Source organism: Micromonospora desertarenae (assembly GCF_056150265.1).
This window is the reverse complement of sequence record NZ_JAXCFQ010000004.1, coordinates 492,280-507,734: the sequence shown is the minus strand read 5'-3', so window position 1 is coordinate 507,734 and position 15,455 is coordinate 492,280. Positions and strand designations below refer to the sequence as shown.

Below are 15,455 nucleotides of genomic sequence, written 5' to 3'. Positions count from 1 at the left end.
GAAGCGCCGTCGCCCCAGGGGGTGGGACGGCGGGTGGCGGGACGGCCCGCAGTCACGGACCGATGTCCCGATCCGACGGATCGGGGCCGGCGCCGCTTCTTGACGCTCGTTCGTGACGCCCCGGCCGGGACGTCAGTTTCGGGACAACTCTACGACCCGGTACCGATCGGGATGACGGGACGGGCCAGCCCTCGGCCGGCGGCACCGACCGGCGTACGTTCGACGACCTCGAACGCGGTGAGCGTGCCCGTCACGTCGAGCACCCGGCGGACCACCGGCGAGAGCTGGCAGAGGGTCAACCGCCCGCCCCGCACGGTCAGCTGCCGCTGCGCCCGCAGCAGTGCGCTGACGCCGTACGCCCCGAAGAAGGTGACCGCCGAGAGGTCCACCGCCACCAGCGGGGCCCTCACCACGACGATGCTCTCCAGCAGCTCCGCCACCAGGTGAGCGTTACTCAGGTCGATCTCACCGGCGACCGTGACCCGGGTGACGTCGCCGCGGACCTCGCAGCTCAGCCACATGATCGGCTCGTCCGGCGGCGACGAACCGGAGGCGGTCGGGCCGGGGCGGCAGCCGACACCCGGCGGCTCCTGCGACATGGCACCCCCACCTCACGGTTCGAGGACGCTTCCCGGCCGTTGTCGCCGGGTGCGAAGGGGCGCATGTCTTGACCCGGACCAAAGATACGCCGATCGGGTGGGCGGCGCACGCCAGGTTGCCTACCGACCCGCCGGCCCTGGGTACCGTGGGCGGACGACAACTCCGCCGACCGGGACCCGACGAGGACCCGCGCATGGAAGCCCCGCGGATGGACCCCGGCGCAGCCCTCGCCGAGTTCGGCCGGATCCGGCTCGACGAGGTAAAGCTCGACGACGTGGTCAAGCGCGTCGCCGAGTTGGCCAACCGAGCCGTCCCGGGCAGTGCCGCCGTCCCGGCCCGGCAGATGCAGGAGGCGATGCGCAGCCGGGCGGTGATCGAGCAGGCCAAGGGCATCATCATGGACGAGCGGCGGTGCTCGGCCGACGAGGCGTTCACGCTGCTGGCGAAGATCTCCCAGGACACCAACCGCAAGCTGCGCGAGGTGGCCGCGGCCCTGGTGGCCAACGCCGCCGACCGCTGACTCGGAGTCCGCCCGCCGGGATCGCGCTGCCCGCGGCGTCCCCGACCCTCGCCCGGATTGGTACCCGCCGGGCGTCAGTGGTCCGCCAGTGCGGCCACTATCGCGTTGACCACGCCCTGCCAGTGCCGGCGCTGCTGCTCGCGTTCGGCGGCGTCGGCCAGCCGTTCCTGGTGGACCGTCAGCCGGGCCCGCCCCTCGCCGGCGGACGTCACCGTCAGTTGCAGCGTGGTGTCGTGGGTCCAGTCGGGCGGCCGCCAGGTGAGCCGCACCCGGTCGAGTTCGCGGAAGCTGCGGGTCTCGCCGCGTACCCCGGCCGCGGTCTGGTAGCCGGCGCCCCGCTCCGACAGCACGGTGACCCCGTCGCCCAGCCAGATCGCGATACCGGCCGGCGACGTGATGAAGGTCCACACGTCCTCGACCGGGTGGCCGATCGTCTTCGACACCCCGATCTGCCAGCCGGCGTCGCCGGTACGCCCGACCTCGGCCCGCCGCCACTGCCCGCTCACCGGGTCACCGCCGCGACCGCGCTGACCTCGACCAGCGCTCCCGGTACGGCCAGCCCGGCCACCCGCGCGACCACGACCGGCGGGGCGGCTCCCGCCAACTCGGCGGCCGCCACCGGATAGGCCGCGGCGAGGTCGACGCCGTCGACCAGCAGGATCGTCATCATCACCAGATCGTGGACCGTCGCGCCGGCGGCGGCCAGCGCGACGTGCAGGTTGCCCATCGTCCGGCGGACCTGAGCGGCCAGGTCGCCGTCGACGAGTCGACCGTCGCCGTCGACGGCGTTCTGGCCGCCGACGTGGATCGTGGTCGCGCCGGGCGGCACGACCGCGACGTGGCTGAAGGCGGGCGACTGGACGAGTCCGGCGGGACGGAGCAGCGACTTCTCGGTCATGCGTCCAGCCTGGCCCACTACCCGGACGGATACTGTCAGGGTATGCCCGGGACCCTCGTCGGATGAGCACGACCAACCGGCGTCTCGAGACGCTCGCCCTGCTCCAGGCGTACCCGGGCATCTCCGCCACCCAGCTCGCGACCCGGCTCGGCGTCACCGAGCGCACCGCCCGGCGCGACGTCGCCCACCTGCGCGAACTCGGCTACCGGATCGACGCCGAGGCCGGCCGGACCGGCGGCTACCGGATCGCGTCCGGCCGCACCATGCCGCCCCTGCTGCTCGACGCGGACGAGGTGACCGCCGTCGCCCTCGGCCTGCGCGCGGCGGTCGCCGTCGACGGCTTCGACGCCGCCGCGACCACCGCCCTGGCCAAGCTCGTCCAGGTGGTGCCGGCGCGCTGGCGTACCCGGCTGAACGCGCTCGCCGACGTGCAGGCGCCGCCGGGGCGGTCCCGCCGCCGCGCCGGCCGCGACGTGCTCGTCCCGGCCGCCCTCGCCTGCCGGGCCGGTGAGGCGCTCCGGATCCGGCACCGCCGCCACGACACCGCGCCGGCCACCCCGGTCGAGGTGCAGCCGCACCGGCTCGTCACGCTGAACCGCCACTGGTACCTCGTGGCCTGCCCGCGCGGTACCGAGCGCTGGCGGGTCTACGCCCTCGACCGGATCGACCACGTCCAGCCGCTCCGCACCCGGTTCCCGGTGCCCGAGCCGCCCGCCGACGCCGCCGCGTTCGTCGCCGACACGCTCGCCCACGGGCCGTGGCGCCACCGCGTCCGGGTGCGGGTGCACACGTCGGCCGACCTGGTCCGCGAGCTCGTCGACCCGAGCGTCGCCACCGTGGTCGACGACGGCGACGGGTGCGAACTCCACTTCGGCACCGACGACCTCGACTGGGCCGCCCGCTGGCTCACCTACCTCAACCTGGACCTCGACGTCGTCGAACCGGCCGCCCTCACCGACCGGTTACGCGCGCTCGGCCGCTGGCTGCTCGACCGGTACTGAGCACGCGCGGGTGCGCGGAGCGCCACCGGAGCGGCCGGCCACGGGGCGCGGATGCCGGACTGGCCACCGTGACCGATCATGGGACGCATGTTCAGGCGCATCCGGGAGCAGGCCCGGGAGAACCGCAGGCAGTCCGCGAAGATGTCGAGGTCGAAGAACCCCGACGGCTGCTGTGACTGCTGCGACCTGGGGCTGTTCTCCACCCTGTTGACCGTCGGCTCGCTCGCCGCGACGGCGACCCGGGCCCCGGTGCTGGACCGGGCGGGCGTGGCGGCGATCCAGGGCTACCGCCGGTGGCTGTCGCCGCACTGGCCCGGGCAGTGCCGGTTCACGCCCACCTGCGGCGCATACGGGTTGACGGCCGTGCAGCGGTACGGGCTGGCGGTGGGTGGCCGGATGGCCGCCGACCGGATCCGCCGCTGCCGGCCGGGGGTGCCGCGCGGCACCCACGACCCGGTGCGCTGAGCCGCGACGGGCGGCGGCCCGCCGGCCGCGTCCCGCGCGGTCACTCCGCGACGACGAGCGCCTGCGGGGCGGCCTGCTTCATCCGGGTACGCAGCCACTTCAGCTGGATCGCCGTCTCGCCCTCGCACCGCTTCACCACGCCGAGCAGGTCCTCGTCCCGGGCGCCGTAGGCGGCCTGGCCGACGACCGTCCAGCAGATGTCGCACTGGGCGGCCATCAGGTAGAGATCCTGGAGGTCGCGCAGCAGGCCGATGCCGCCGGTACGGGTGCCGGTGAACAACTCGGAGTGCAGCCGGTCCGGTTCCGCGGGCGCCTCCTCCGAGTAGCGTTCCGCGAACGGCCGCAGGCGTTCGGCGTGCTCGTCGCAGCGCTTCGCCTGCTGCTGGCACAGGTGGTGGACGTCGGGCTCCTCGGCGTGCGCGTCGGCGACCTGGCGGAACGCGTCCGCGAGGCTGCACTGGGCGCGGTGCAGCAGGCCGAGGTAGTGGGCGAGGTGCACGGTCACTCCTTCCCGCTGACGGCCTCGGCGGCCGGCCCGCCGACGGTCGCCGGGACGTCGGCGCCGGGCACCGGCTCGCTGCCGCCGACCGTGGGCGCCGGGGCGGGTACGCCGTCGCCGTCGGCGAGCTTCGCCACCGCCACCGCGGCGACCTTGAACAGCGGCTGCTTGGAGATCGGGTCCCAGGCGGTGACGGTCAGCTCGTTCGCGGCGCGCGGCGTGCGCTCGTTCGGGTCCTGGTCGAAGTAGCCGTAGTGGAACGGCAGGAACACCACCCCGGGCCGGATGCCGCAGAGCCGGGCCCGGGCCTGCACGGCGCCGCGCGGCGAGGCGATGCCGACCAGGTCGCCCTCGGCGATGCCGAGCCGCTCGGCGTCGGCCGGGTTGAGTTCCACCCACACCTGCGGCGCGGCGGCGTCGAGCTGCGCGGCCCGGCCGGTCTTCGTGCGGGTGTGGAACTGGTAGACGGTCCGGCCGGTGGTGAGCAGCAGCGGGTGCTCGTCGTCGGGCACCTCGGGTGAGGGCTGGTAGTCGACGGCGGGCAGGAACGCCCGCCCGTTCGGCTCCCTGGCCCGGTACTCCGACTCGGTGAACTCGGCGCCGGTGGAGAGGTCCTGCCCGAAGGTCTCGCAGTAGTCGGGATCGGTGTTGAACACCCCGTCGGTGTAGAGCCGCTCGGTGCCGTCGGGGTGCTCCTCGGTGCACGGCCACTGCACGCCGGACCCGCCGCGCAGCTTGTCGTAGCTGATGCCGGTGTAGTCGCACGGCCGCCCGCGGGAGCACTCCTTCCAGGCCTCGAAGACCTCCTCCGGGCCGGTCCACGGGATCAGCGGGCCGCCGTCGCGGTCGCGGAAGTCCATCCGGCGGGCGTAGTCGAGGAAGATGTCCAAATCGGAGCGGGCCTCACCGGGCGGGTCGACCGCCTTCTCGCTGAGGTGCACGGTCCGGTCGACGCTGGTGAACGTGCCGGTCTTCTCCCCCCAGGTGGCGGCGGGCAGCACCACGTCGGCGAGTTCGCCGGTCTCGGTCAGGAAGAGGTCCTGCACCACCACGAACAGCTCCGGCCGGGCCAGGATGCGCCGGATCCGCGACAGGTCGGGCAGGGAGACCGCCGGGTTGGTGGCGCTGATCCAGAGCAGCTTGATCGAGCCCTGCTCGGCGTACCGGAAGATCTGCATGGCGTGCGTCGGCGGCGCCCAGTGCGGGATGGTGTCGACCTCGACGTTCCACAGCCGGGCCAGCTCCGCGATGTGCTGGTCGTTGTCCCAGTTGCGCAGGCCGGGCAGGTCGCCGTCGGCGCCGGTCTCCCGGGTGTTCTGCGCGGTCGGCTGGCCGTTCATCTGGCAGATCCCGGCCCCCGGCCGGCCGATCATGCCCCGGATCAGGTGCAGGTTGTTCACCTGGCAGGCCGCCGCGGTGGCCTGGTTGGACTGGTAGAAGCCCTGCAACACGGTGGAGAGCAGCCGCTGCGCGCCGCCGAGCAGCTCGGCGGCGCGCTCCACGTCGGCGGCCGGCACGTCGCAGATCTCGGCCACCCGGCGGGGCGGGTAGCCGTCGACGATCCGGCACAGCTCGTCGAAGCCGAGGGTGTGCGCGTCGACGTAGTCCCGGTCGTACCAGCCGCGCCGGATGATCTCGCGGAGCAGGCCGTTCATCAGGGCCATGTTGGTGCCGTTGCGGACGGCCAGGTGCAGGTCGGCCTCCCGGGCCACCGGGGTGGCCCGCGGGTCGACCGCGAGCATCGCCGGCGGGTTGGGCCCGCGCCGGCGGTCGAGCATCCGCATCCAGAGCACCGTCTGGGTCTCCGCGACGTTGTGCCCCCAGAGCGCTATCGCGTCGCAGTGGTCCACGTCGGTGTACGAGCCGGGCTGCCCGTCGGTGCCGAAGCTGGCCTTCAGCGCGGCCGCGGCCGTCGCCGTGCACAACCGGGTGTTGCCGTCCATGTGCGGGGTGCCGAGGCCGGCCTTGCCGATGACGCCGAGCGCGTAGTACTCCTCCAGGAACAACTGGCCGGAGGTGTAGAAGCCGAAGTGGCCCCAGCCGCCGGGGCCGTCGAGGAGTTCCTTCGACCGGGCGACGATCCGGCCCATCGCGGTGTCCCAGTCGGTCTCCACCAGCCGGTCGCCGTCGCGGACCAGCGGCCGGGTGAGCCGGTCGCGGCTGTTGTTCGCCTGCCAGCCGTAGAGGTCCTTCGGGTCCAGCCGGCCCCGGTTGACCCGGTCCACCGCCCGGCCGCGGACGCCGACGATCCGGCCACCGGAGACGGCGATGTCCATCGCGTCGCCGTTGGAGTGCAGCACCGACGCGGACTGCACCCACCGGTCCACGTCCGCCTCGGTCAGGTCACCGTCGAGGAACTCGTCCACCCGCACCGGCCACGGCTCTCCCGGCCCGTACGGGGTCCTCGGCCCCCACGGATCGGCGATCCGGTCAACCACGGTCCGCTCCCTCCCGCCGGGCGGCCACCGCCGGGGCGAGGGCGCTGCCCGCGAAGGCGTGGGCAGGTTCCCTTCCCGCCATCCCCGGACGTCCTCTCGTCGGCGGCGCGCGCGTCCCGAGCCCGATCGTCACACCCTGCCCCGCGCACCGGGTCTGAAACCGGGTAAGGCCCACCGGGACGGGACGTCCGGCGCGTCGGGTACGCCGACCGGCCGGGCCGGCCCCGGTTTGTGCCGGCCGAGGCCGGGAAGGCAGCGGGTTCGGACGGCGCGCGGACATTCCCGTGCCGTGCTCACAGGGAGGTTGACATGGCTGACCGGACCCGGCTTCACGACCTGCGTCAGCAGGCCCACGACAAGGGCATCCCCGGCAACTCGAAGATGACCGAGAGCCAGTTGCGCCAGGCCATGAAGAAGGTCGACAAGGGCGCGTCGCCGCAGGCCGCCAAGCGGGAGGCCCGGGGCTGACCCCGGCAGCACGGGCGCCAGCACCCACGGGTGCTGGCGCCGTGTCATGCCCGAACGCGCGGCGCGCGGGCCGCTCAGCTCATGGTGGCGAGCAGGTCTCGGCACGCCTGCTCGCAGGCGCGGCAGGCGTCCGCGCAGACCCGGCAGTGCTCGTGCATGTCGGCGTGCCGGGCGCACTCGTCGCCGCAGGATTTGCACGCGGCGGCGCACGCCTCCAGCAGGCTGCGGCTGAGGTTGGCGTCGTAGCCGGTGTGCCGGGAAAGCACCCGGGACGTGGTGGTGCAGATGTCCGCGCAGTCCAGGTTCGTCCGTACGCACTTGGCCAGTTCGGCGACCATGTCCTCGCTCAGGCAGGCGTCGGCGCAGGCGGTGCACGCCTGGGCACAGGCGTTGAGGGTGTCGATCGCGGCGGCCAACCTGGTCCGGTCCAGGTTGATCGACTTCGGGTACGTCTCCAGCATCGGCATGGTGGTCGAGGACACGCGCCTCTCCTCTCGGTGGGGTACCCGTGAGCCGTACCCGTCGCGCCGGCCGGCATGCCGCCCCACCACCCTGCCCGGCCCACCGCCGTACCGTCCGCGCTACTTGCTGTGGCGCAAGGGTCGCGCCCTCGGAGAACCCCCGTATCCTGCCCGTATGCGGCCTGGTCAGGCGGAAGGCGCCGAGCTGACGGACGGCGCCCCGGTGGGGGACCGGTCGGTGTCGCTGTGGGCGCACGCGTTCACCGCCGCGACGGCGACCGAGGTACGCCACGCGCTGGCCCGCCACGTGCTGGCCGCCGGGCTCGCCGGCGACGACGCCGAGGACTTCGTCCTGGCCGTGCACGAGCTGGTGACCAACGCGGTACGGCACGGCGGCGGGTCGGGTCGGGTCGAGCTGCTCCGCCAGGACGACGTGCTGGTGTGCGAGGTGCACGACCACGGCACCGGCACGGATGCCGAATCGGTGCAGCTGCCCGCGGCGGACGTGCCCGGTGGGCGCGGGCTGTGGCTGGCCCGTGAGCTGACCGGCGGGCTGATGCTGACCCGCCGCCCGGACGGCCTGACCGCCACGGTGAGCGTCTGCCTGACCGGTGCGGACCGCTCCGCGCGGCCGGCCGAACCCGCCGGCGTCGACCCGGCCGGCCCGGTGCAGCCCTGACCGTACGCCGAGGATTGGCGTACCGGTCGGCGGGTAGGCGCCGCCGTGACCGACTGGGAAAGCGTGTTCCGCCCGGACACGCCGCTGCTGGAGATCTTCGCCCGGGGCAGCGTCATGTACCTGTCGCTGTTCGTCCTGCTCCGGGTGATCCTCAAGCGGGAGAGCGGCACCACCGGCGTGACCAACCTGCTGGTCATCGTGCTGCTCGCCGACGCCGCGCAGAACGGCATGGCGGACGACTACCGGTCCGTCACCGACGGGGTGCTCCTGGTCGCGGTGATCATCGGTTGGTCGTACCTGCTGGACGTGCTCGCCTACTGGTCGCCGGCAGCCGCCCGGCTGATCCGGCCGAACTCGCTGGTGCTCGTGCGGGACGGCCGGATCCTGCGCCGCAACCTGCGCCGGGAGTTCATCACCGACGACGAGCTCCACGCCGAGCTGCGGGAGCAGGGCTTCGCCGACCTCAGCGAGGTACGCGAGGTCCGGATGGAGCCGGACGGCCAGTTCAGCGTCATCCCCGCCGCCGGCGACAAGCCCCGGAAGAAGCCCCGGCGGGGCCCGGCGGGGTGAGGCGGGACCGAGGGCCGGGGTCGGGTCAGCCGGCGCGGCGGGCGCGCTCCTCGGCGACCAGTTCCCGGGTGGCCGGCACCACCTCGGCGGCGAACCGCTCGGTGGTGGCGGCATCGTCGGTGGCCAGGATGAAGGCGCTGACCCCGTGCTCCAGGGTCAGGCCGGCCAGCTCCTCCGCCCACTGCTCGGGCGGCCCGTCGAGCAGGGCCCGGCCGGTGTCGGCGAACCGCCCGGCGATGTTCAGCAACCGGCGTACCGCGGTGGGCTCGCGGCCGGCGGCGGCCGCGGCGTCGTCGATGACCCGGTTCGCCTCGGCCAGGTCGGCCACCCCGCCCGGCAGGTACGCCAGGCTGGGCAGCCAGCCGTCCGCCAGCCGACCGGTCAACCGCAGCATCCGCGGCTTGTACGCGCCCAGCCAGACGCCGATCCGGTGCGCCGGCGCCGGGCCCCGCTTGGCGCCGTTGACCTGGTAGTACTCCCCCTTGACCCGGACCGCGCCGGGCTGGTCGGCGGCCCAGGTCGCGCGGATGACCTCGATCGCCTCGGCCAGCGCGCCGATCGCCTCGCCCGGGCTGAGTCGACGGCCGCCCATCGCCTCGATGGCCTCCCAGAACGCGCCCGCCCCGATACCCAGCTCGAACCGGCCGCCGCTGAGCAGGTCGAGGCTCGCCGCGCTGCGGGCGAGCACCGCCGGCTGGCGCAACGGCAGGTTGATCACGTTGCCGCTGAGGTGGACCCGCTCGGTCCGGGCCGCCACGTAGCTCAGCAGGGTCCAGGTGTCCTGGAACCGGGGCTGGTACGGGTGGTCCTGGAAGGTGACCAGGTCGAGCCCGGCGCGGTCGGCCAGCACGGCCAGGTCGACGGCCTGCCGGGCCGGTTGGGCGGTGGGCGTGACGAAGGTGCCGAACATCAACTCGTGCCCGTAGTCGGTCATGACGCCATCCTCGCTCGCGGACCGGCGCGCCGGGCCGGCACGTCGCCACGGCCCGATGGGGTTCCCTCTCGCGCTCGGCCCCCCGCATCCGGCCGGCGGGTTTCGCCCGGGTGGCACCGGGAAGTCGGGCAGGAAGGGCGGTCGGGCACCGGGAGGGACACCATGCGGATCGGGCACCACGGCGCGGGACCCGCCGCGGCGGGCCGGCGGCCGGGCGGTACGGCGTGAACGGCCCGGTCGGAGACGAGCCGGTCGGCGAGCTGGAACTGGTGCACACGTTCACCGGGCCGATGCCGACCGGGGTGACCGTCTCGCACACCGGCCGGATCTTCGTGAACTTCCCCAAGTGGGGCGACGAGGTGCCGGCCACGGTGGTGGAGCTGCGCGGCGGCCGGGAGGTGCCCTTCCCGGACCAGCGGTGGAACAGTCCGGCCGGTACCTCCGACACCGAGGCGTTCGTCTCGGTGCAGAGCGTCGTGGTCGACCCGGCCGACCGGCTCTGGGTGCTCGACACCGGCAGCCCGATGTTCCAGCCGACCGAACCGGGCGGGCCGAAGCTGGTCCGGGTGGACCTGGACACCGACACCGTCGCCCAGGTGATCACCTTCCCGACCGACGTGGCGCTGACCACCACCTACCTCAACGACGTGCGGTTCGACCTGCGCCGCTCGGACGGCGGGGTCGCGTACATCACCGACTCGTCGGACTCGGGGCCGAACGGGATCATCGTGGTCGACCTGGCCAGCGGCGCGTCCTGGCGGCGGCTGCACGACCACCCCTCCACGAAGGCGGAGCCGCTGGCGACGTTCCGCCCGGTGGTCGAGGGGCGCCCCTTCCTGCAACGACCGCCGGACGGCCCGCCGCAGCCGGTGGCGATGGGCTCGGACGGCATCGCCATCTCGGCCGACGGCGCCCGGCTCTACTACTGCCCGCTCGCGTCGCGCGACTGGTACAGCGTGGCGACCGACGCGCTGGCGGACCGGACGGTCACCGACGCCGACGTGGCCGCCACCGTGGTCCACGAGGGGGACAAGGGCGGCGGTTCGGACGGCCTGGAGACCGACGACGCCGGCCGCTTCTACCTCACCTCGTACGAGCACAACGCGGTGCTGCGCCGCCACCCGGACGGCCGGTTCGAGACCCTCGTGCACGATCCCCGGCTGCTCTGGCCGGACACCATGTCGGTGGCCGGCGACGGGTACCTGTACGTGACCGCCAACCAACTGCACCGCCAGCCGACCTACCAGCGGGGCGAGGACCTGCGCCGCCGCCCGTACGCGCTGTTCCGCACCCGGATCGACGCCGGACCGGTCCGGCTGCGGTGACCCTCGCGGCAGCACGGCCCGGGCCGGTCACCGGTCCGCCCCGCCCGCGGGCCGGTGGCGACCGTCGCAGGTCGGCCTACACTGGGCCGCGTGGGGCGACCAGCATGATCGATGAGCAGCGGCCGGACGGGTCGTCCGGCCACGTGTGCTGGGCCTACGACGATCCCGCCACCTTCCGCAGGTCCGCCGAGGCGTACCTCACCGCTGGCCTCGCGGCGGGCGAGCGGGTCTGGTACATCTCCCCCGACGAGCCCGAGTCGGTGCTGGCCCGGCTGCGCGGGGTCCCGGCGATCGCCGACGCGCTGCGCCGTGGTGCCGCCGAGGTGGTCCCGCTCGGTTCGACCTACGCCAGCGACTGGACAGTGGACCCGGCGGCACAGGTGGCCGCCTACGCCGCCGCCACCGAGCAGGCTCTGGCCGCCGGGCACACCGGGCTGCGGGTCGTCGCCGAGGCCACCGCCCTGGTGCGCACCCCGGCGCAGCTCGACGCGTTCGCCCGCTACGAGCACCAGGTCGACCGCTACATGCGGAGCCGACCGTTCCGCGCGATGTGCGCCTACCACCGGCCCGAGCTGGGCGCCCGGGCGGTCGCCGAGCTGGCCAGCCTGCACCCCGAGAGCAACGTCGAGGAGCTGCTCTTCCGGCTGTACGCGGTCGCCCCGGGCGACGGGCACGCCGCCCTCGCCGGTGAGTTGGATCCGTCCCAGCACGAGTTGTTCGGCACCGCCCTGGCCCGGGCCGACCTGCGCCCGACCGGCGGCGAGCTGGTGCTGCGGGCGACCGGCCTGCGGTTCCTCGACCACCGCTCGCTGGTGCACCTCGACGAGTACGCGCACCGCCGCGCGGCGACGGCGGTGCTGCGGACCGGCCGCCCGGCCCTGGCCCGGCTGGTCGACCTGCTGGACCTGCCCCGGGTACGGGTGGAGGTGGCCCGATGAGGACCGGAGCCGCCGCCGGCCACCAGGGCTACTACCACGAGGCGATCCGCTACGACAGCGACGACGAGCTGCTCGCCGTCCTGCTGCCCTTCCTGATCGGCGGCGTCGAGGCGGGCGAGCCGACCTTCGTCGCGCTGGGCGAGCGCACCGGCGGGCTGGTCCGGTCGGCGTTGCCCCCCGGGCTGAAGGTCGAGTTCCTGCCCGGCGGCGACGTGTACGCCCGGCCGACCGCCGCGATCCGCTCCTACCGGCGGCTGCTGGCCGACCGGGTGGCCGAGGGCGCCGGCCAGATCCGCATCGTCGGCGAGCTGCCGCGGCCGGCGTTCGGCCCGACGTGGGACTGGTGGGCCCGGTACGAGGCGGCGATCAACCACGCGTACGACGAGTTCCCGCTGTGGAGCATGTGCGCGTACGACACCCGGATCACCCCGGCGGCGGTGCTGGCCGACGTGGCCCGGACCCACCCCCGGTTCGCCACACCCGACGGCGGGCACCTGCCCAGCCCCACCTACACCCCGCCGGCGGAGTACCTGCTGGAGAACCACCCGGTGGTGCCGGATCCGCTCCAGGCGGCGACACCGGCGGTCGAGCTGACCGACCCGACGGCGGCCCAGGCGCGTGCCGCCGTGCACGCCGTCGACCGGGGCCTGCTGCCGGCCGACGACGTCGACGACCTGGTGGTGGCGGTGAGCGAGACGGTCACCAACGCGCAGCGGTACGGGGTTCCCCCGGTCCGCGTCCGGCTCTGGCCGGGCCACGACCGGATCGTGGTGACGGTCAGCGACGGCGGCGCCGGGCCCCGTGATCCCTTCGCCGGCCTGCTGCCGGTCGGCGACGGCGACCCCGGCGGGCTCGGCCTGTGGATCACCTACCAGTCCTGCAACCACGTCACCCTGCGCCGCGACGAGGCCGGCTTCACGCTGCGGCTGACCGCCGGCAACCCGCACCACGGCGGCTGACCCCGAGCGCCCGGCCGACCCGCGGGGCGGTGGGGACGCCGACCCACCACCCCCACGACCCCGGAGTCGAAGCAGCGCCGCGGCGGACGGCCACGGCGCTGCTTCGACGGCGGTCAGCGGCGATCCGCCGGCCGGCGGGTGAGCGCCACGCCGAGACCGATCATGCCCAGGCCGAGGAACAGGTGCAGCCAGTTGTCGGCCGTGTTGAGCGGCACGAAGTTGGCGCCGCTGTCGTGGTCGACGACCAGACCGTAGAGCCAGAGCACCAGGTAGACGGCGCCACCGGCGATCAGGTACATCCGGGCTCCGGAGACCGAACGGGCCAGCGCCAGGCCGGCGAGACCGAAGGCGACGTGCACCAGGTTGTGCAGGATCGACACCTGGAAGAGCCCGAGCAGCTTCGCCTCGGACTCGTGCCCGGCGAACGTCATCGTGCCGTAGTCGGTGGTGATGCCCGGGATGAAGCCCAGCACCCCGACCAGTAGGAAGACCGCGCCGACGGCCAGGGCGGCGGTGCGCACCGGGTGGCGGGCGGTGGTGGTGCCGGACGTGCCAACCATGTCTTCTACCTCCGTCGATGAAACAGGTGAGGCCGATGTGCCCCGACCGGTGCGGTCGAAACACCTCGGCGCGGTGTGGACGGTGGTTCCGCGGGTACCGGCCCGGCGGCAGCGGTAGCCGGTTGGCGTCCACCTCTCGGCGGTCGGCGGCCGGCCGGGGTCTCTCCCCGCACTTACCAAAAGGTAAGTACCGCACTAAATTGTCGGTACTGGTCAATGCTGCCGCGATGGCACAGGCTCGCATAAGGCAACGACAGCGAGGAGAGCAGCACCATGACCCAGCGGAACGACCCCGGCGTGAGCGTGCTCGGGCTCGGCGCGATGGGCCGCGCACTGGCGGCAGCCGTGCTCGGGGCCGGGCACCCGACCACTGTGTGGAACCGCAGCCCGGGCCGGGCGGGCGACCTCGTCGCGGCCGGTGCGACCGAGGCGGGCTCGGCGAAGGAGGCGGTACGGGCGGCCGGTCTCGTCGTGGTCTGCCTGTTCGACCACGCGTCGGTCCATGACGTCCTCGATCCGGTCGCCGCCGACCTGCCGGGGCGAACCATCGTCAACGTCACCACGACCACTCCGGCACAGGCCCGTGAGCTGGCCGCCTGGGCCGAGGGCGCGGGTGCCGCCTACGTCGACGGCGGCATCATGGCGGTACCGGAGATGATCGGCGGCCCCGGCTCCCTGATCCTCTACAGCGGTGCGCGGGACGCCTTCGACCGGCATCGGCACGTCCTCGACCACTGGGGCGAGAGCAGGTTCCAGGGCACCGACGCCGGCCTGGCCTCGCTGGTCGACCTCGCGCTGCTCGCCGGCATGTACGTGATGTTCGCCGGCTTCCTGCACGGCGCGGCGATGGTGGCCCCGGCCGGCATTCCCGCGCGCCGGTTCGCCGCGCTGGCGGCGCCCTGGCTGACCGCGATGACCACCGCGTTCGACGGCTACGCCGAGGTCGTCGACGGCGGCGACTACACAGTGCCGGGCCAGCAGAGTCTCACCTTCTCCGACCTGGGCGACATCATCGACGCGAGCGTCGCGCAGGGCGTCGACCCGGCCCCCGTCGCGATGGTCCAGCGACTCATCCAGCGGCAGGTCGACGCGGGGCACGGCACGGAGGGCTTCGCCCGGATCTACGAGAGCCTGCGCATCGCCGGCGTCGCGGTCCACTGAGCGCGGTACCCGCCCGTCGTACTCGGCGGCCGCCGCACCCGCTCCGACCCGCGCGAGCCATGGCGCGAGGGCGGGCCGGAGCTGCGTACGACCGCCGTGCCGCGGGCCGGCCCCACCGCGCCGGCCCCGCGGCGAGGACGGCTGCACGCAGCGGCCGACCGCCGCCAACCCGCACCACGGCGACTGACCCGCCGTCGGCGCCCCGCCGTACCGCGGCGGTCAGCGGGGCGCGGTCAGCTGCCCTGGCGCTCCTGGCAGGGCACGCAGAAGCGGGCCCAGGGCAGGATCTCCAGGCGGGCGACCGGAATCTCGCCCCCGCACCGCTCGCAGAGGCCGTAGCTGCCCTCGGACATCCGCTGCAACGCCTGCGCGGTGTCCGCGACCCCCTGCCGGGCGGTCTCCATCAGGCCGCGGAGCGTGTCCGGGTCGTGCCCACCCTGCTCCGGCTGCCGGCTGTGGATGGTGAGTTCCGCGAGCTGGTCGGTGTAGCTCTGGAACTGCCGCTCCAGAAGGTCACGCAGGGCCTCGGTGCGGTTGCTGACGGTGTCCGTCATGATCGTGTCTTCCTCTCGGTGGTGCGCGGGATCCCCGGGATCGCCGGGGTGGATGCGGGGCGGCCGCCGCGCCGGGCGGCCTGCGGGGTGGGATCGGATGCGACGGGACCGGCGAACGCCGGGCCGGGGACGAAACTGCGCGTCGGCCGCCGCGGCAACAGCGCGGCGGCCGGGAAGGGCTGGTCAGTCCGGCGGAGCGTCAGGTCCCGGATCGGCGAGGCGATCCCGTGGCCGCGGTCGGCGGACACCCGCCCGGACCGGCGATCACGCTTTTCCGGCGGCCGGCGGCCGGGACCGGCGGCCGACCGGGTGGCGAGGGTGGCACAGCCACCACGCTGGTCGTCATCACCGCCTCCTCGCCGGTCGGGAACACCTCGGACCTCCAGAGTCGGCCGAAATCGGCGGCCGGACAGTGCCCACGGCCG

18 protein-coding genes and 1 pseudogene are annotated in these 15,455 nt (G+C 74.2%); 10 read left to right on the top strand and 9 right to left on the bottom strand.

All coding sequences use genetic code 11. The features are described 5' to 3' along the window. Nucleotides 1-149: 149 nt before the first annotated feature. Complete coding sequence (locus tag SM577_RS11165) at nt 150-599, bottom strand: STAS domain-containing protein (RefSeq protein ID WP_474586834.1); 450 nt, start codon at nt 597-599, stop codon at nt 150-152. A gap of 326 nt (nt 600-925) precedes the next feature. Between SM577_RS11165 and SM577_RS11160 the strand changes: the two are divergent. Next, a pseudogene (locus tag SM577_RS11160) lies at nt 926-1,120 on the top strand (ANTAR domain-containing protein); the annotation flags it as partial. Nucleotides 1,121-1,194: 74 nt separating this feature from the next. On the opposite strand, the gene SM577_RS11155 reads toward SM577_RS11160, so the two are convergent. Next, a complete protein-coding gene (locus tag SM577_RS11155; protein WP_474586833.1) occupies nt 1,195-1,626 on the bottom strand; it encodes an SRPBCC family protein in 432 nt (143 codons plus the stop codon). After that, entirely contained in the window at nt 1,623-2,018 is a 396-nt protein-coding gene (locus SM577_RS11150; RefSeq protein WP_302918439.1) for a RidA family protein, read from the bottom strand. The genes SM577_RS11155 and SM577_RS11150 overlap by 4 nt, the downstream gene beginning before the upstream one ends. Nucleotides 2,019-2,080: 62 nt before the next feature. Between SM577_RS11150 and SM577_RS11145 the strand changes: the two genes are divergently transcribed. After that, nucleotides 2,081-3,019 (top strand): helix-turn-helix transcriptional regulator, encoded by a 939-nt coding sequence (locus tag SM577_RS11145; RefSeq protein ID WP_474586832.1) that lies wholly within the window; start codon nt 2,081-2,083, stop codon nt 3,017-3,019. Nucleotides 3,020-3,106: 87 nt separating this feature from the next. Then, complete coding sequence (yidD, locus tag SM577_RS11140) at nt 3,107-3,484, top strand: membrane protein insertion efficiency factor YidD (RefSeq protein WP_302918441.1); 378 nt, start codon at nt 3,107-3,109, stop codon at nt 3,482-3,484. A 40-nt stretch (nt 3,485-3,524) separates the two neighbouring features. Here yidD and SM577_RS11135 read toward each other — a convergent pair whose 3' ends face one another. Together SM577_RS11135 and SM577_RS11130 are read right to left on the bottom strand one after the other, a co-directional pair. After that, the gene (locus tag SM577_RS11135; protein WP_474586831.1) at nt 3,525-3,983 is read right to left on the bottom strand and encodes a hypothetical protein; all 459 of its coding nucleotides are present in this window, start codon (nt 3,981-3,983) and stop codon (nt 3,525-3,527) included. Between the two features lie 2 nt (nt 3,984-3,985). Further along, complete coding sequence (locus SM577_RS11130) at nt 3,986-6,421, bottom strand: molybdopterin oxidoreductase family protein (protein WP_474586830.1); 2,436 nt, start codon at nt 6,419-6,421, stop codon at nt 3,986-3,988. 309 nt (nt 6,422-6,730) lie between these two features. On the opposite strand from SM577_RS11130, the gene SM577_RS11125 reads away from it, so the two are divergent. After that, the gene (locus SM577_RS11125) at nt 6,731-6,889 is read left to right on the top strand and encodes a hypothetical protein (protein ID WP_302918444.1); all 159 of its coding nucleotides are present in this window, start codon (nt 6,731-6,733) and stop codon (nt 6,887-6,889) included. Between the two features lie 74 nt (nt 6,890-6,963). Here SM577_RS11125 and SM577_RS11120 read toward each other — a convergent pair whose 3' ends face one another. Then, a complete protein-coding gene (locus SM577_RS11120; RefSeq protein ID WP_302918445.1) occupies nt 6,964-7,371 on the bottom strand; it encodes a four-helix bundle copper-binding protein in 408 nt (135 codons plus the stop codon). Between the two features lie 154 nt (nt 7,372-7,525). Here SM577_RS11120 and SM577_RS11115 point away from each other — a divergent pair, with 154 nt between their 5' ends. Both SM577_RS11115 and SM577_RS11110 read left to right on the top strand, forming a co-directional pair. After that, nucleotides 7,526-8,029, top strand: coding sequence for an ATP-binding protein (locus SM577_RS11115; protein WP_302918446.1), 504 nt, complete (start codon nt 7,526-7,528; stop codon nt 8,027-8,029). A gap of 45 nt (nt 8,030-8,074) precedes the next feature. Beyond that, a complete protein-coding gene (locus SM577_RS11110) occupies nt 8,075-8,599 on the top strand; it encodes a DUF421 domain-containing protein (protein ID WP_302918447.1) in 525 nt (174 codons plus the stop codon). 25 nt (nt 8,600-8,624) lie between these two features. On the opposite strand, the gene SM577_RS11105 is transcribed toward SM577_RS11110, so the two are convergent. Continuing rightward, entirely contained in the window at nt 8,625-9,533 is a 909-nt protein-coding gene (locus tag SM577_RS11105) for an LLM class flavin-dependent oxidoreductase (RefSeq protein WP_474586829.1), read from the bottom strand. Between the two features lie 224 nt (nt 9,534-9,757). Here SM577_RS11105 and SM577_RS11100 point away from each other — a divergent pair, with 224 nt between their 5' ends. The 3 genes from SM577_RS11100 to SM577_RS11090 all read left to right on the top strand — a co-directional run bounded on the left by SM577_RS11100 (nt 9,758) and on the right by SM577_RS11090 (nt 12,755). Next, complete coding sequence (locus SM577_RS11100; RefSeq protein WP_302918449.1) at nt 9,758-10,858, top strand: L-dopachrome tautomerase-related protein; 1,101 nt, start codon at nt 9,758-9,760, stop codon at nt 10,856-10,858. Nucleotides 10,859-10,962: 104 nt separating this feature from the next. Then, a complete protein-coding gene (locus SM577_RS11095) occupies nt 10,963-11,796 on the top strand; it encodes an MEDS domain-containing protein (RefSeq protein WP_302918450.1) in 834 nt (277 codons plus the stop codon). Then, complete coding sequence (locus SM577_RS11090; RefSeq protein WP_474586828.1) at nt 11,793-12,755, top strand: anti-sigma factor RsbA family regulatory protein; 963 nt, start codon at nt 11,793-11,795, stop codon at nt 12,753-12,755. The genes SM577_RS11095 and SM577_RS11090 overlap by 4 nt, the downstream gene beginning before the upstream one ends. Nucleotides 12,756-12,868: 113 nt before the next feature. Here the strand turns inward: SM577_RS11090 and SM577_RS11085 are convergent, their stop codons facing one another. Further along, nucleotides 12,869-13,315, bottom strand: coding sequence for a DUF4383 domain-containing protein (locus tag SM577_RS11085; RefSeq protein WP_302918452.1), 447 nt, complete (start codon nt 13,313-13,315; stop codon nt 12,869-12,871). A 273-nt stretch (nt 13,316-13,588) separates the two neighbouring features. Between SM577_RS11085 and SM577_RS11080 the strand changes: the two genes are divergently transcribed. Then, nucleotides 13,589-14,476, top strand: a complete 888-nt coding sequence (locus SM577_RS11080) for an NAD(P)-dependent oxidoreductase (protein ID WP_474586827.1) — start codon at nt 13,589-13,591, stop codon at nt 14,474-14,476. 233 nt (nt 14,477-14,709) lie between these two features. Here the strand turns inward: SM577_RS11080 and SM577_RS11075 are convergent, their stop codons facing one another. After that, nucleotides 14,710-15,030 (bottom strand): TraR/DksA family transcriptional regulator, encoded by a 321-nt coding sequence (locus SM577_RS11075; RefSeq protein ID WP_474582872.1) that lies wholly within the window; start codon nt 15,028-15,030, stop codon nt 14,710-14,712. Nucleotides 15,031-15,455: the final 425 nt, after the last annotated feature.

Bases quoted from the DNA above. Each gene is read 5' to 3' on its own strand.
- SM577_RS11165 (WP_474586834.1), bottom strand. From the start codon at position 599: ATGTCGCAGGAGCCGCCGGGTGTCGGCTGCCGCCCCGGCCCGACCGCC.
- SM577_RS11150 (WP_302918439.1), bottom strand. From the start codon at position 2,018: ATGACCGAGAAGTCGCTGCTCCGTCCCGCCGGACTCGTCCAGTCGCCC.
- SM577_RS11145 (WP_474586832.1), top strand. From the start codon at position 2,081: ATGAGCACGACCAACCGGCGTCTCGAGACGCTCGCCCTGCTCCAGGCG.
- yidD (WP_302918441.1), top strand. From the start codon at position 3,107: ATGTTCAGGCGCATCCGGGAGCAGGCCCGGGAGAACCGCAGGCAGTCC.
- SM577_RS11125 (WP_302918444.1), top strand. From the start codon at position 6,731: ATGGCTGACCGGACCCGGCTTCACGACCTGCGTCAGCAGGCCCACGAC.
- SM577_RS11115 (WP_302918446.1), top strand. From the start codon at position 7,526: ATGCGGCCTGGTCAGGCGGAAGGCGCCGAGCTGACGGACGGCGCCCCG.
- SM577_RS11105 (WP_474586829.1), bottom strand. From the start codon at position 9,533: ATGACCGACTACGGGCACGAGTTGATGTTCGGCACCTTCGTCACGCCC.
- SM577_RS11095 (WP_302918450.1), top strand. From the start codon at position 10,963: ATGATCGATGAGCAGCGGCCGGACGGGTCGTCCGGCCACGTGTGCTGG.
- SM577_RS11090 (WP_474586828.1), top strand. From the start codon at position 11,793: ATGAGGACCGGAGCCGCCGCCGGCCACCAGGGCTACTACCACGAGGCG.
- SM577_RS11085 (WP_302918452.1), bottom strand. From the start codon at position 13,315: ATGGTTGGCACGTCCGGCACCACCACCGCCCGCCACCCGGTGCGCACC.
- SM577_RS11080 (WP_474586827.1), top strand. From the start codon at position 13,589: ATGACCCAGCGGAACGACCCCGGCGTGAGCGTGCTCGGGCTCGGCGCG.
- SM577_RS11075 (WP_474582872.1), bottom strand. From the start codon at position 15,030: ATGACGGACACCGTCAGCAACCGCACCGAGGCCCTGCGTGACCTTCTG.